This is a genomic window from Pseudoalteromonas shioyasakiensis (genome assembly GCF_022398475.1).
Lineage (GTDB): Bacteria > Pseudomonadota > Gammaproteobacteria > Enterobacterales > Alteromonadaceae > Pseudoalteromonas.
The window spans coordinates 1-14899 of the sequence record NZ_JAKEVM010000001.1 but is presented as its reverse complement, the minus strand read 5'-3'; the positions used below and the strand labels follow the sequence as shown (position 1 = coordinate 14899).

Genomic DNA, 14899 nt, shown 5'->3' with positions numbered 1-14899 from the left:
GATTGTTAGGGATACATGAGGCAATCATTACAGCTGCGCATGGGCCAGCAACTTACAATGACTCCACAACTGCAACAAGCGATTCGTTTGTTGCAGCTCAGTACATTGGATCTCCAGCAAGAAATTCAAGAAGCGCTTGATAGTAATCCCCTACTTGAAGTGGAAGAAGCGGATTACAATGAAGAAAGCACCGGCAAGAATGAGCAAAAAGCGGAGTCTGACGATGTGCAAGTCAGCGCGTCTGCCGAAGAAGCACCTAGCGAGTACGAGCAAGAAAGTAGTGATGCTCTCAATAAAGACACCGTAAGCGATGACTTAGCCATGGATGTTACTTGGGATGAGTACATGAGTGCCGCCCCTTCAACATCGTCAGGGCCAATGCCTGAAGATGAATCTATCTATCAAGGTGCATCAACCGAAACCCTTCACGAATACCTAATGTGGCAATTACAGCTCACGCCATTTAGCCCTACTGATGAAGCGATTGCTGTGGCAATTGTAGAAGCTATCGATGATTCAGGTATTTTAACGGTAAGCTGTGAAGATATCGTCGAAAGCTTTAATCAAAATAACGATGAAGAAGAAATCGAACTTGATGAAGTCGAAGCGGTCTTAAAAAGAATTCAGTTATTTGATCCTGTGGGTATTGGCGCGCGCAGTTTACAAGAATGTCTGTGCATTCAGCTACGCCAATTCGATGCCGATACGCCATATTTAGCTGAAACTAAAATGGTTTTATCTGAGCATATCGAATTATTAGCGAGTCGCGACTATCGAACTTTGATGAAAAAGACTAAGCTTAAAGAAAACGAGCTTAAAGAAGTGATGACGCTCATCCACAGCTTAAATCCTAAGCCTGCGGATAGCATAGTACGCGAAGAATCTGAGTACGTTATACCTGATGTATCAGTGAAAAAAGTGAAAGGCCGCTGGGTAGTCGAGTTAAACCCAGATTGTATGCCAAAGATTAGAGTGAACAGCCAATATGCAGCTATGTCTCGCTCTGTTAAATCAAGTAGCGACAGCCAATTTATTCGCTCTCACTTACAAGAAGCAAAGTGGTTTATTAAAAGCTTAGAAAGCCGTAACGATACGCTATTAAAGGTGACCAACTGTATCGTTCAACAACAACAAGCTTTCTTTGAGCATGGCCCTGAGGCAATGAAGCCGATGGTGCTAAATGATGTTGCTGAAATGGTCGAAATGCATGAATCGACGATTTCACGGGTAACAACGCAAAAATATATGCATACCCCACGGGGTATTTTTGAGTTGAAATATTTCTTCTCAAGCCATGTCAGCACCGAAAATGGTGGTGAGTGTTCTTCTACAGCAATACGCGCTTTAATCAAGAAGTTAGTCGCTGCAGAAAACTCAGCTAAACCATTGAGTGATAGCAAAATTGCAGATATATTGGCTGAGCAAGGAATTAAAGTAGCTAGACGTACAATTGCAAAATATCGTGAGTCTCTAGCAATACCTCCGTCTAATCAGCGTAAGAGTCTGATTTAGACGTTTTACATAGAAGGAAAAATGCTTATGCAACTAAATTTAACTGGTCGTCATGTAGAAATCACAGATTCATTAAGAGACTATGTAAACACCAAGTTTGCAAAACTAGAAAGGCATTTTGACCATATTAATAATGTTCATGTCATTCTAGATGTAGAAAAATTAAGCCAAAAAGCAGAAGCAACTTTACATGTAAACGGAGGCGAATTGTTCGCTTCTACAGAACATCAAGATATGTACGCAGCCATTGACTCACTGATCGATAAACTTGATCGCCAAGTCATTAAACACAAAGAGAAATTAGCTCGACATTAAATTATGAAACTAAGTTCACTTACTAACCAGGACTGCAGCAAAGCTGCGGTCCTTTTTAATAGCAAAAAAAGAATTCTTGAATATATCAGCGAACTGGCCCACCAGCAGCTTCCTCATTTATCGCAACAAGATATCCTAGATGCTTTACTCAACCGAGAAAAACTAGGTAGCACCGGCATTGGCCGAGGTATTGCTATTCCACATGGCCGAATGAGCGGCGCAGATGAGCCTCATGCATTTGTGATAGTGAGTGAATCCCCTATTAATTTTGATGCAATTGATAATCGTCCAGTTGATATTTTTGTGGCACTCATCGTACCAGATGGTGACTGTCAGCTTCACCTAAAGACCTTATCAACAATTGCTGATAGACTTAAAGATAAAGAATTTTGTAAACAGCTGCGTAGTGCTACTACCGATCAGCAACTGTTTCAGGTCATATCAGCAGAGGCATAAATGGAATTAATAATTATCAGCGGTCGCTCAGGCTCAGGTAAATCGGTCGCTTTACGAGTACTTGAAGACTTAGGCTATTATTGCGTTGATAATATTCCGGTTAATTTACTGCCTTCGCTCGTACGTAGTGTGTCTGATAACTACGATAAAATAGCGGTCAGTATCGACGTACGTAACTTACCGAAAGAGCAGCAAGAATTTAATGATATTCTTGAGTACCTGCCAGGTTTCGCAAACCCAACACTATTCTATTTAGACAGTGATGACCAAACTCTGATCAAGCGCTTTTCAGAAACACGCCGCTTGCATCCACTATCTATTGATTCTTTGCCGCTTGATCTGGCCATTAAACAAGAAAAAATCCTGCTTGATGTGTTGATCACTCGCGCTGACTTTATGATTGATACCACTGATCTGAGTGTTCATCAGTTAGCAGAATCAATTCGCGAAAAGATTTTAGGTAAAAAAGATAAAAAGCTAATTATTACTTTTATGTCGTTTGGCTTTAAGCATGGTATTCCAAAAGAAGCTGACTACGTTTTTGATGCACGCTTTTTACCTAACCCACACTGGGAACCTGATTTAAAGCCACTAACTGGCCTTGATCAACCAGTAAAAGATTACCTAGCTAGCCACAGCATAGTGCAAAAGTTCACTTGGCAAATACAAACCTTTGTGCAAACTTGGTTGCCACATTTAGAGCGTAATAACCGCAGTTACCTGACCATTGCTATTGGTTGCACCGGCGGCCAGCATCGCTCTGTTTACTTAGCGCAAACAATTGGTGAGAGCTTTGCCAAAAGCCATGCTAATGTAAAAATTCGCCACCGCGAACAAGACATTTAATTAGGCACCAACAATGCACGCTGAAGATACCTTTTTAATTCAAAACAAACTTGGCTTACATGCTCGTGCTGCTACTGTTTTAGCGCAATTAGCACTGCAATTTGATGCCAAAATTACGCTTTATCAAGATGATAAAGAAGCTGAAGGCGACAGCGTGTTAGCATTAATGCTACTTGAAAGTAGTCAGGGTAAAGAAGTTCGCGTTGTGTGCGAAGGCCCTGACGCCGATGCTGCATTAACGGCAATCGGCGAATTAATTGCACAACGCTTCCACGAGCAAGAATAGCATTTGCTAAGACTTCAAGGTTTACGGTAAACTTAATTCGGATATTTAAAATTCCCTTTAAATATCCTACTTTTATATCGCTCGCTTTTCTAAATTACAAAACTCTTAATAAATTTATCGCAGTGCGACGATATCTCTGCAAATACACTACAAAGCAACTATGCTGTATTTGCTTAGCCTATTTAAACTTTTTTCAGTTGTAAGGACGCCAATGCCAGAAGCCTTTGAACAAGATTACCCACTACAACAACTCAAACAAGTGACCAAGTCACTCAATAGTGGTCAATTTGTTCAAGTGCGCGGTATGTTAGCCAAAACGGCACCTTGTGATACAGCCCTTTTACTTGAATCTTCTCCCCATAAAATTCGTCGTATGCTTTGGCAGCTGGTTGATCCAGATGTCCGTGGTGATGTTCTAGAAGAACTCTCTGAAGATGTACGTCTTGGCATTATTGCCCAGATGGAGCCTGAGCACATTGCTGCTGCCACTGAAGATATGGACGACGATGACTTAGGTGAGGTTTTACGTAGTCTTCCTGATACCGTATATCAAGACGTTGTCAGTGCCATGGATTCGCAAGATAGAGAGAGAGCAACTCAAGCACTTTCTTATCAAGAGCGCTCAGCCGGTGCCTTGATGAACAGCGATACGGTCACCATTCGTCCTGACGTTACTCTCGATGTTGTACTGCGCTATTTACGCTTACGAGGTGAGCTACCAGAGGGTACCGATGACTTATATGTAGTTGATAAGCATAACTGCTTTTTAGGCGCGCTTTCATTAACTACATTGCTGACCAGTCCTTCAGATAAAATTGTTCGTGATTTAATGGATGAAGACTGTGAGTCAATCCTAATCTCTATGGATGAAAGTGATGTAGCGCAACTGTTCGAGCGTCACAACTGGATTTCAGCGCCTGTTGTGGATGATAACGCTCACTTGCTTGGTCGTATTACCATTGATGATATCGTTGACGTAATCCGTGAAGATGCAGAGCACAGCATGCTAAGCCTCGCTGGTCTTGACGACGAAGAAGATACCTTTGCGCCAGTGCTAAAAAGTTCGCAGCGTCGCTCTATTTGGCTTGGGGTTAACTTATTAACCGCATTGTTAGCAGCCATTGTGGCAAGCTTTTTCGAAAACACCTTAGCAATCTTGCCTATTTTAGCGGTACTCAATGGTATCGTCCCTTCAATGGGGGGTGTTGCGGGTAGCCAAACCCTAACTCTGGTTATTCGTGGTATAGCGGTTGGTCATATCAACCAAACCAACCAACGCTTCTTATTACTTAAGGAGTTAGCGATTGGCGCACTGAATGGCATTATTTGGTCGATATTAATTGCTGGTGTGGTTGCCCTATGGCAGTGGGACTTTAAACTCGGCGCAGTGCTGGCCTTTGCAATGTTTATGAATCTTGTTGCCGCTGGTATTGCGGGTGCGAGCATTCCATTAATTCTTAAGAAAATGAAAATTGACCCAGCCCTTGCAGGGAGCGTAGTGCTGACAACCGTCACTGATATTGTTGGTATCTTTGCCTTTTTAGGCACCGCGACTTGGTTATTGATCTAATACCAATTCGCAATAATACTTAGTTAAGCGAATTGGTATAAATAAAAACGGCCCTTAAAGGGCCGTATTTATATCTATTTACTTTGCGCGCTGCTTATTTTTACCTACTCGAGGTTTGGTATTGGCCTTTTTAAACTGGCTAAAACCGGTGTGACGAGTCAGTGCCGCACGGCCTTTACCGCCCTTTCCTCTAGCAGCTTTCTCGTTACGACCTTCTTCAGGTACCAAACAGTTCGGCCCTTTACCGATTAGATTCGCTTTGCCCATTTTTCTTAGTGCTTCACGGATCATCGGCCAACCAGCAGGATCGTGGTAACGTAAAATCGCTTTGTGTAAGCGACGCTGGCGTGCGCCTTTTGGAACAGGCACTTGCTCAGTATTGTTCTTAATATTACGCAGCGAGTTCATCTCAGTGTGATAAATCGTGGTTGCATTGGCCATCGGCGATGGATAAAAGTTTTGCACTTGATCAAGCTTAAAGTCATTAGACTTTAACCACAACGCCATGTTCACCATGTCTTCGTCTTTCGTTCCTGGGTGAGCAGAAATAAAATACGGGATCAAATACTGCTTTTTACCCGCTTCTTTTGAGTATTTATCAAATAGCTCTTTAAACTTATCGTAAGCTCCCATGCCCGGCTTCATCATCTTAGACAATGGACCATCTTCAGTATGCTCAGGGGCAATTTTTAAGTACCCGCCTACGTGATGGGTAACCAACTCTTTTACATAGCGAGGGTCTTCTACAGCTAAGTCATAACGTACGCCAGACGCAATCAAAATTTTCTTTACACCTTTTACATCACGGGCTTTTTTATAAAGCTCAATAGTTGGGGTGTGATCCGTGTCCATGTGCTTACAGATATCAGGATAAACACATGATAAACGTCGGCATGTACTCTCTGCTTTTTTACTCTTACAGCGCAACTTGTACATATTCGCTGTCGGTCCACCTAAGTCAGAGATAACCCCAGTGAAGCCCGGTACTCTGTCACGAATTTGTTCAATTTCATCAATAATTGATTGCTCAGAACGGCTTTGAATAATACGTCCTTCGTGCTCTGTAATCGAACAGAAAGAACAGCCACCAAAGCAACCACGCATGATGTTCACCGAGGTTTTAATCATTTCATAGGCTGGGATTTTTTCATCGCCGTAGCTTGGGTGCGGAATACGCTGATATGGCAAACCAAATACGCCATCCATTTCTTCAGTTTCAAGCGGAAATGCAGGCGGGTTAACCCAAATAGAACGGTCTCCATGGCGTTGAAATAACGCACGGGCGCAACCTGGGTTTGTTTCTTGGTGCAAAATACGCGAGGCATGGGCATAAAGCGGTTTATTCACGCTTACTTGCTCATACGCTGGTAGCTTAACGTAGGTCTTTTCCCAAGGCTTAGGACGAGCTGGCTGAATAGTGATTGGCTTAGCCGCCTCGGCACTTAAATCAATACCTGCTTTTTTAAATTCAGATTTACTACAACCCACATCATCTGCGCCATACGGGTTTGGAATTGGATCAATCTTACCTATTTTATCTATTGCAGTTGAGTCACTACCACGCCAACCCGGTAATGGTTCTTTACGAATAACCGCAGTACCACGAATATCTTGAATTGTCTCAACCGACTCACCCGCGGCAATACGGTGGGCAACTTCAACAAGTGGGCGCTCAGCATTACCGTAAATTAGAATGTCAGCTTTGGCATCAAACAATACGCTACGGCGTACTTTTTCTTGCCAATAATCATAATGAGCAATACGGCGTAAACTCGCCTCAATACCACCAATGATCAGCGGCACATCTTTATAAGCTTCGCGACAGCGTTGGCTGTATACAACTACCGCACGGTCAGGACGTTTACCGCCTATGTTACCCGGCGTATAAGCATCATCATGACGCATACGCTTTTCAGCAGTATAACGGTTGATCATCGAGTCCATATTACCCGCTGTAACACCAAAGAATAAGTTAGGCTTACCTAACGCCATAAAGGCATCTTTTGAGTTCCAATCAGGCTGTGCAATTATACCCACACGAAAACCCTGTGACTCAAGCATACGCCCTATCACAGCCATACCGAAACTTGGGTGATCTACATACGCATCACCACTGACAATGATCACGTCACAGCTATCCCAGCCTAACGCGTCCATTTCTGCACGAGTGGTTGGTAAAAATGGCGCCGTGCCATAGCATTCAGCCCAATACTTAGGGTAAGAAAACAGGCCTCGCTCGGCTTTTAATGCGCTCATAAAGTGTACTCTGCTAACAAAAGGGGCGAATTATACCTCAGTCTTATAGATTATTATAGAAAACAAAACGCCCTTCACATGGGAGGGCGCTGTTTAATTAATATGCTTTTGTTGAAACTTTCTATTGTTTAGCTTGCAGGTAGGTAATTAACTCTTTTTCTGGCATAGGCTTAGCATACATGAAGCCTTGCACTTCATCACAGCCAAGCTGGGCTAAATAATCTGCTTGCGCTTGTGTCTCGACCCCTTCAGCTATGGTTTTTAAGCCTAACCTTGCACCAAGAGAAATAATTAACGCAGCAATCGCCTGACAATCTTGACCTGGTAAATCTTTAATAAAGGCGCGATCTATTTTAAGTCTGTCTAGCGGAAGTTTTTGCAAGTAACTTAACGATGAGAACCCTGTACCAAAGTCGTCAATCGCAATCTCGATACCAAACTCTTTAAGCTCTTTTAATGTGGTGATCACATTAGCTAGCTCATCCATTACCACGCTTTCGGTCACTTCGAGTTCAATAAATTGCGGCTTTACATCGTACTTAATTAAAGTGTCTTTAACCTGCTGCGCATAGCCTTTAACTTTAAACTGCGGCACTGAAACATTCACAGCAATGCTAATTGCAAAGCCCATTGCTTCGAGGCGCTTTTGCTGCATACATGCTTGCTCTAGCACCCATTGCCCTATATCAACAATTAAACCAGCATCTTCAGCCATTGGAACGAAAATCGCCGGCGAAATATACTGGCCATTACCTGACGGCCAACGCAGTAGCGCTTCACAGCCAATGATTTCAAGTGTATTTAAATCAAGTTGTGGCTGAAACCAAACCTCTAATTTACGCTGCTCAAAATCTTGACGAAGCTGTCTGATGATCCCTAAACGCCAAGCCATTTTCTCTTCCATGTCTGGGGTATACGTCACCACCATTTCAGAAGATTGTTTTTTAGCTTGGTTAAGCGCAATGTAGCCCAGCTTTAAGGTCTCGATCCCTGCTTGTAAGAAATCACCTTGATAACATAGGCCAATATTAAAGTTGATTGGTAAAATGTGTTCACCGGCATTAAACGGCAAACTTAAATGCTCGCGTAGTAGCTCAACATCACATTCACCAACGGGTAACAGTAAGCCAAACACATCTGCACCAATGCGCGATAGCAGCTTTGCATTTGGGTATTCTTGATGTAGCCTATCAACAATGGCATTTAGTAATAAGTTACCAATCTCTTGGCCTAAGCCATTATTAATATCTGAGAATTGCGCAACATCAATTAATAAAAAGACATAGTCACTTTTACCCGGCTGGTAGTAACGCTCCACTTTATTCATGAAATCATTACGATTCGATAAGCCAGTTAAAACATCTTTATAAGCTGCATCACGTAAACGGTTGAACAACCTAACATTATCAAGACCAACACTGACATTGGTTAAAAATATCTCTGCAAATTGTAGTTGTGAAGGACTTGGTGTGTGCTCGGTTTCTAAGTAAATAGCTGCTTGGCGGTTTTTGCTTTTTAATAAATACGTACTGTCTACATCGGTGTGCTGATGCTCACCTTGGGCTAGGCAGTTATTAACTTGCATGATAATACGGCCATCATCAAGCTGCTCAATACCCTGGCCAATAAACTCATTATATTCAGCACAACCACCTAAAACATAAACCTGGTTATCATCTTCGATAGAACCACAAAGTAAACCTTGCGGTTCGCAATCTAAAATAATTGAGAGCTGCTTAATCACTGCCATTGAAAAGGCTTTGATATCAGTAAAACCAAGAATAGCCTTAGATGCATACAAAATATTATTTAACGCGCGGCTTTGAAATTCGAGCTGACATACTTGCTCATAAGATCGAATAGCCGTTACAAGGGCAGTGATAAGTTTACTACGTGTTAGTTCTGTTTTTGTTTTGTAGTCGTTAATATCGTATTCGCGGATCACTTTTTCTTCAGGTGCATAGCCTGGTTGTCCGGTGCGTAAAATAATGCGCACATTGTGATTATTGAGGCACTCTCTAACCTGCTTTACAACTTGCAAGCCAGCATCATCTGACTCCATAACCACATCAAGGAGTATTACCGAAATCGTATGGTCATTTTTAAGTAATTCGAGCGCTTCTGCACCTGAGTAGGCATGATGGAATCGCAGCCCTTTATCCCAAAACTCTACGCCTGAGAGGGCAAGCTTAGTAACTGAATGTATTTCTGGATCATCATCGACAATTAATACGTCCCAAAAATCAGAGACAGTTTCATCCACTAACTGTTCGTCATCTTGGTCACTAAACAAAAAGTCGTTACTCTCTGATGCCATTAATAATTCCTTAGAGTGATCCCCGTAATACTGTAACTATGGCGCCACTCCATTTTACAGCGATGCTCAAAATTCTATCACTTATTTAACTATGATACATTAGTGATAGCTTATATAGTATCAAACAGATTATAGTCTATGTTACGTATAATGTTATGAAAGTTATAAAACAATTGCCTGAGGTGAGATTATTAAAATACTCATTTTTACCCTAAAAGCGATTTTTATCAGCATTCTGATCTCACTTGTGATTGGGCTCATGCTTTCACCGCAATATACTGTTCACAAATCAATTAAAGTGAATGCGAGTAGTGCTGAGATTGCAAGCCTTATAGGCGACTTTAATCAATGGCCTAAATGGCAACCATGGCAGGCTGTCGACCCGAGTATTAAATTTACCATTGCAGAACCTAGCCAAGGTGTAGGTGCACATCAATTTTGGCAAAGTCGCTTTGGCGAAGGTGAAATGACCATCACCCAACTCGACAACAGCCAGCTTTCATTTAATATCTTATTTAATAAAGAACACATTGCCCAAGGCACAATTCGCTATTTACCTGAAGGCGATAACGTTAACATTGAGTGTTCATTAAAAGGTGAGGTCAACACCCCTATTATTGGTGGCTACCTTGCTTTACTAAGCCAGTATATTCTCAATAACACAGTAAAACTAGCGCTCAATAACATCAAAACTCATGCGCAGTTAGCAACAACAGGCAAGGACAGTGTGACCGATGACAGTGAAAGCAGCTCAGGCGAGAGTTAATCTTGCTAATATCATAGAAAACCAGCTTGGCTACCCTATTCATAAGGCATCATCGGCTAGGATCAACCATGCTGGTGATGACAGCTATTCAGCACAAGGTCAACAGCAGTTAGCTTATCAAATTAAAGCGCAAGCAAGCCTTTTAGAGCGCGCTCAAACTCGCCAAGAAATTCAATTCATTAAACGCCAAGAAAATATCGAAACTATTATGGCGATGGCTATGGCGTTTTGCCCCGATGTCACAGGCCAACAACAGCCAGATTTTGATTGGATAGAGCGCTTTATTAGTTTATGTGAAGACACAGCTAATTCTTCAATGCAAAAGCTATGGGCAAAAATACTCGCAGGTGAAACCGTGTCACCGGGCACCTTTTCGATTAAAAGCTTACAAACACTTAAACACATGACTCAGCGCGAAGCAGATGCCCTTCAGCGCTGTACATCACTGTGTGGCTTCAATGAAAAAGATAACAGCCACTTAATTTTACTCGGCTTTTACAAGAAGCCTTCGCTGTTTGATTTACTTAGAAAAGGTAACAAGGTGTCATTTAATTTAGGGAAAACCCCTGTTAGCTTTCCTGATATTCTTACTCTGATGGATATTAACTTACTGTATCGAAAAGAAATCGAATCAGCGGTTTTAAAAGCAGGCCAAGAACTAGTACTGAGCTTTATGAATCAACGCTTGGTTTTAAAAGCAAAAAGTAATGACTTAGTACTCAGTTATTATAAATTTACACAAACGGGCGACGAGTTAAGAAAGCTAATCGCATCGCCAATAAATAAGGCTTATAAGCAGATACTTTCAACATCATTAGAAGATGAATTTGAAGTTAGCTGGCAAACTTTAAAATAAAGCTGCCAGCTAAATATAAACCGAAAAACTCGATTAGAAGTGGATTTGAATACCCGCAAATGGGCCTGATGCATCTAAATCTGTGTAGATATCATCAATATCATCAAGCTCTAAAGTCATTGAGCGGTAACCCGCTTTAATGTCCATATCAATTGCTAAGTTATCAAGTAAAGCGTATGCAACACCCGCTTGGTAGTCTTGAATTTTGCTATCGTCGATAGCCAGTAAGCTACCTTCAAAGAATACGCTTAAACCTGTTAACGGCAAACCAACTTCAGCACGACCATACACTAAAGGTACGAAACCAGAAAAATCAACGCGCTCAGTCGTGTTTTGGCCACCATCTTGCGATGTACCCGTTACCGTAATTTCACCGTCAAATTGTTTAGCGTTTACACCTAAATCAATTGAAACCAAATCATTATCAAAGATTTCGTAATATAGGATGTAGTCAACATGTGATAAATCACTTACTGTGCCTACTTGTGTGCCTACCACATAATCAGAACCACCAAAACTAAATGTTTCATCAAGTGTTGTATCACCATTTAACTCAAGTTCAGTGTATTTTAGTTTAATGTTTGGTACTAACGGCACTGGGTGCTCAAGTGCTGCGTAGTAGCTCGTAAACGTTTCATCATCAAATTTAAAGCTTTGTAGATTTCCGTCTTGAGCAAAACTACCGCTGTTATCTGATTGCCAGCCATCAACACCTAGGTATAAACCTAATAATGTATCAGCTTGCGCTGTTGGAGCTAAACAGGCCATTGAAAGGGCAGCTGCTAAACAGTACTTTTTCATCATTTTATCCTTGCGCTAAAAGTTCGCTAAGTTCAATTAGAGCCGCATTGGCTCGAGAAATATAATTCGCCATGACCAGTGAGTGGTTAGCAACAAAACCAAAACCACTGCCATTTAAGATCATTGGGCTCCACACAGTTTCTTGCGTGGCCTCTAATTCACGAATAATTTGTTGCAGACTAACACGAGCATTTTTCTTTTCTAAGACATCAGCAAAATCATATTCAACCGCTTGTAAAAAGTGCAGTAATGCCCACGTTGCACCACGCGATTCATAAAATACATCATCAATTTGCCACCAAGATGTTTTTACTTGGCTTTGCAAAGGGGTGTATGTTGCTTGATGAGCTGCAGTATCGCCAGCTAAATCAGTGTTCAAACGATCTTGGCCAACACTTGCGCTTAGACGCTGACTTAAACTACCTAAGCGCTTTTCAGCTTCTTTTAACCAGCCACGTAAGTTATCGGCCCGGGCATAAAACTGGCTATCTCGATCGTTCTGATCCGCAATTTGAGTGCGATACACAACCAGTAAATCAATACCCTTTTGATATTCAGTTTCTGCGCTAGGCCATGCCCATGCTACCGAGCTTATATTAAATTGCGGCTGTGCTTTTTTAAGAGCTTCGTGCTCAGTTGATTGAGACTGTGAACGGCTGAAGTCTTTACGCATCGACAACACTAAATCTCGGGTCATCTCAAGCGCGCCATATTCCCACGCCGGCATGTTATCCATCATTACACTTGGTGGCATCATATCGTTAGATAAGTAGCCGCCAGGCTTATTTAATAATGTACTTGCCACATTGATCAACGTAGTTGTTGTTGTGTAGCCGGTGACAAACTTTTCACCGCGCATTTGCGCTTCCTGTTTTGCCTTGCTAACAACATCCATACGAGCTGGTTCACTACTCCAGTAAACAGCAATCGCGTAAAAAATAATTAGTATAATAAGTAATGCACTGGCTATTTTTCCTTTATGCTCAGACATAATACCTCCTAGTGATGTGAGTGCTCTTTACTTTTTTTTGATGCCTGCTCAGACATTTCTTGTAAAGACACAACCTTGGCTTGAGTAAAAACTCGATTGCCATCATTAAAATATAGCGTGAGTTTTCGTTCTTGCCCTGCTTTTAGTTGATCTTCAGGTTCAAACACCATTAAGTGATAACCACCCGGTTTAAACTCAACACTGCTGTGACCATCAATCTTTAATGATAAAACCTGTTCCATTTTCATCATGCCATCAACATGAGTATGCTGATGAATTTCAACACGTCTTAAACCATCAAGCTCAGCTTTAGTTAATACCGTTGCATGCTCACTTGGGTTAGTAATAGTTAAATAAGCCACGCTGGCTTTACTGGCTGGTAAAAATTCACGTACCTGCGCGTTGCTTACAGTTACCTCGGCAACATCGCTATGGTCATGGCCACTATGGGCAGATGAAAAAGTACTAAAGAATAAACTTGCGGTAAGAAAAGAGAGTGCGGGCCACAGTTTCATTATGTTTTAATCCTTGTTAAGACATTAACTTACCCGCTAAATTTAGCATATTTTATGTATTAAGGCAGTTTATTAGTACCTTAAGCTGGCGATTTTTTGTTATCGGCAATCAACCAGCATAATGCTGCGATGAGTAAAAGTGGCCATGCAATCATTACTGAGCCAAATAAAAACGCAAGCACAACACCAATCAAAGCAACAACACCTGCGCCTAGCAGCCCAATAGTGAATAGCGCAACACCTGCAACGACGGCAATGACTGCCACTATTGCACCGATGACCTCAAGCCCAGCCCAACTCATATCAGCAATTGATAAAGGTAATTGCCATGAGTCAAACGATACAAATGAAACCGCATCAGTGCATAGTAATAACATTGCCAAAATGATGATAGCTAACGTTTTCATGTCCTACTCCTAGTAACCTTTCACTGGTAAAGTGCAATGAGCCACTAAATAACCCACGCCTATTAACAGCGGCATTTGAATAAGTAATATGATCATGACCAAACGTGTTGACCATACAGGGAAGCCCAAGCGCGCAGCGAGTCCGCTACACACACCCGAGATCTTTTTATTACTCAGATCACGGTACCAACGTGTCGATGTGTGATAAGTATTCATTATTAACCTCCTAAGCCGACTGCTTCATCGTTGCTTTCAAGTCAGCAAGCTCTTTATCGATTGCTTCATCTTTCTCAAGGGCAGCGAATTGTGCTGCTGTTGAATTTGCAGCATCACTTTGTGTAAGTTCATACGCTTCAACTTGCGACTCAATGTTTTCAACGCGCTGCTCTAAATAGTCAAAACGCGCTAATGCATCTTCAACTTTACTGCTATGCAGCTGCTCTTTTACTTTTAAGCGTGCTGTAACAACGCGTTCTTTTTGCATGTAAGTCAGCTGTTTGGCTTTTGCATCTGCAAGCTTGTTTTGTAAACGCTGACAATCTTCTGTCAATTTAGCGAGTGACTCTGCCACTTTATCCATTTCAGCTTGTTGCGCTTCGATTTCTGTCGTTAAACGCTGCTTTTCAACTAATGCTGCTTTGGCAAGATCATCACGATCTTTACTCAACGCTTTTTCTGCTTTCGCTTGCCAGTCAGCTACTTTCGCTTGTTTCGCTGCAATTTCACGCTTCATTTGCTTTTCTTGCGTTAAAAATGTCGCAGCAGTTGCACGGCATTCGGTCAGTGCATCCTGCATTTCTTGCACGAGTAGATTAAGTAACTTTTCAGGATCTTCAGCTTTGTCTAATGCTGCAGAAAGGTTTGCCTGAATAATGTCATTTACGCGATTTAATACACCCATGTGACTCTCCTGTTGATTATTGGGTTAATACAGCTAGGAGATTCCAATTCTTGTGCCAACTAACGAATAAATTAAAATTATCATTTATATACAATGAGTTGAGT

General features: G+C 41.7%; 16 protein-coding genes. 8 read left to right on the top strand and 8 right to left on the bottom strand.

All coding sequences use genetic code 11. The features are described 5' to 3' along the window. Nucleotides 1–15: 15 nt before the first annotated feature. The 6 genes from L1D51_RS00080 to mgtE all read left to right on the top strand — a co-directional run bounded on the left by L1D51_RS00080 (nt 16) and on the right by mgtE (nt 4985). Complete coding sequence (locus L1D51_RS00080; protein WP_054561104.1) at nt 16–1512, top strand: RNA polymerase factor sigma-54; 1497 nt, start codon at nt 16–18, stop codon at nt 1510–1512. A gap of 27 nt (nt 1513–1539) precedes the next feature. Continuing rightward, nucleotides 1540–1827, top strand: coding sequence for a ribosome hibernation promoting factor (gene hpf / locus L1D51_RS00075; RefSeq protein WP_036971325.1), 288 nt, complete (start codon nt 1540–1542; stop codon nt 1825–1827). A 3-nt stretch (nt 1828–1830) separates the two neighbouring features. Continuing rightward, a complete protein-coding gene (gene ptsN / locus L1D51_RS00070) occupies nt 1831–2283 on the top strand; it encodes a PTS IIA-like nitrogen regulatory protein PtsN (RefSeq protein WP_054561106.1) in 453 nt (150 codons plus the stop codon). Next, on the top strand, nt 2284–3129 hold the full coding sequence (gene rapZ, locus L1D51_RS00065) for an RNase adapter RapZ (RefSeq protein WP_054561107.1): 846 nt from the start codon (nt 2284–2286) through the stop codon (nt 3127–3129). Between the two features lie 13 nt (nt 3130–3142). Beyond that, nucleotides 3143–3415 (top strand): HPr family phosphocarrier protein, encoded by a 273-nt coding sequence (locus tag L1D51_RS00060; protein WP_054561108.1) that lies wholly within the window; start codon nt 3143–3145, stop codon nt 3413–3415. 211 nt (nt 3416–3626) lie between these two features. After that, nucleotides 3627–4985, top strand: coding sequence for a magnesium transporter (mgtE, locus tag L1D51_RS00055; RefSeq protein ID WP_054561109.1), 1359 nt, complete (start codon nt 3627–3629; stop codon nt 4983–4985). Nucleotides 4986–5063: 78 nt separating this feature from the next. Here the strand turns inward: mgtE and L1D51_RS00050 are convergent, their stop codons facing one another. Then, nucleotides 5064–7241, bottom strand: coding sequence for a YgiQ family radical SAM protein (locus L1D51_RS00050; protein WP_054561110.1), 2178 nt, complete (start codon nt 7239–7241; stop codon nt 5064–5066). Nucleotides 7242–7362: 121 nt separating this feature from the next. Beyond that, entirely contained in the window at nt 7363–9558 is a 2196-nt protein-coding gene (locus L1D51_RS00045) for a bifunctional diguanylate cyclase/phosphodiesterase (protein ID WP_054561111.1), read from the bottom strand. A 259-nt stretch (nt 9559–9817) separates the two neighbouring features. Between L1D51_RS00045 and L1D51_RS00040 the strand changes: the two genes are divergently transcribed. Together L1D51_RS00040 and L1D51_RS00035 are read left to right on the top strand one after the other, a co-directional pair. Continuing rightward, nucleotides 9818–10324: an SRPBCC family protein gene (locus L1D51_RS00040; protein WP_235575457.1), complete on the top strand. Its 507-nt coding sequence runs from the start codon at nt 9818–9820 to the stop codon at nt 10322–10324. Beyond that, a complete protein-coding gene (locus tag L1D51_RS00035; protein WP_054561113.1) occupies nt 10293–11180 on the top strand; it encodes a TIGR03899 family protein in 888 nt (295 codons plus the stop codon). The genes L1D51_RS00040 and L1D51_RS00035 overlap by 32 nt, the downstream gene beginning before the upstream one ends. Before the next feature lie 33 nt (nt 11181–11213). On the opposite strand, the gene L1D51_RS00030 is transcribed toward L1D51_RS00035, so the two are convergent. The 6 genes from L1D51_RS00030 to L1D51_RS00005 all read right to left on the bottom strand — a co-directional run bounded on the left by L1D51_RS00030 (nt 11214) and on the right by L1D51_RS00005 (nt 14795). Further along, on the bottom strand, nt 11214–11981 hold the full coding sequence (locus tag L1D51_RS00030) for a TIGR04219 family outer membrane beta-barrel protein (protein ID WP_054561114.1): 768 nt from the start codon (nt 11979–11981) through the stop codon (nt 11214–11216). 4 nt (nt 11982–11985) lie between these two features. Further along, on the bottom strand, nt 11986–12972 hold the full coding sequence (locus tag L1D51_RS00025) for a DUF2333 family protein (RefSeq protein WP_054561115.1): 987 nt from the start codon (nt 12970–12972) through the stop codon (nt 11986–11988). Between the two features lie 8 nt (nt 12973–12980). After that, nucleotides 12981–13487, bottom strand: a complete 507-nt coding sequence (locus tag L1D51_RS00020; RefSeq protein WP_239961961.1) for a copper chaperone PCu(A)C — start codon at nt 13485–13487, stop codon at nt 12981–12983. An 80-nt stretch (nt 13488–13567) separates the two neighbouring features. Next, nucleotides 13568–13894 (bottom strand): hypothetical protein, encoded by a 327-nt coding sequence (locus tag L1D51_RS00015; protein ID WP_054554146.1) that lies wholly within the window; start codon nt 13892–13894, stop codon nt 13568–13570. 9 nt (nt 13895–13903) lie between these two features. Continuing rightward, complete coding sequence (locus tag L1D51_RS00010; RefSeq protein ID WP_054554145.1) at nt 13904–14110, bottom strand: PspC domain-containing protein; 207 nt, start codon at nt 14108–14110, stop codon at nt 13904–13906. Between the two features lie 10 nt (nt 14111–14120). Next, nucleotides 14121–14795, bottom strand: a complete 675-nt coding sequence (locus L1D51_RS00005; protein WP_054561117.1) for a PspA/IM30 family protein — start codon at nt 14793–14795, stop codon at nt 14121–14123. Between the last annotated feature and the right edge of the window lie 104 nt (nt 14796–14899).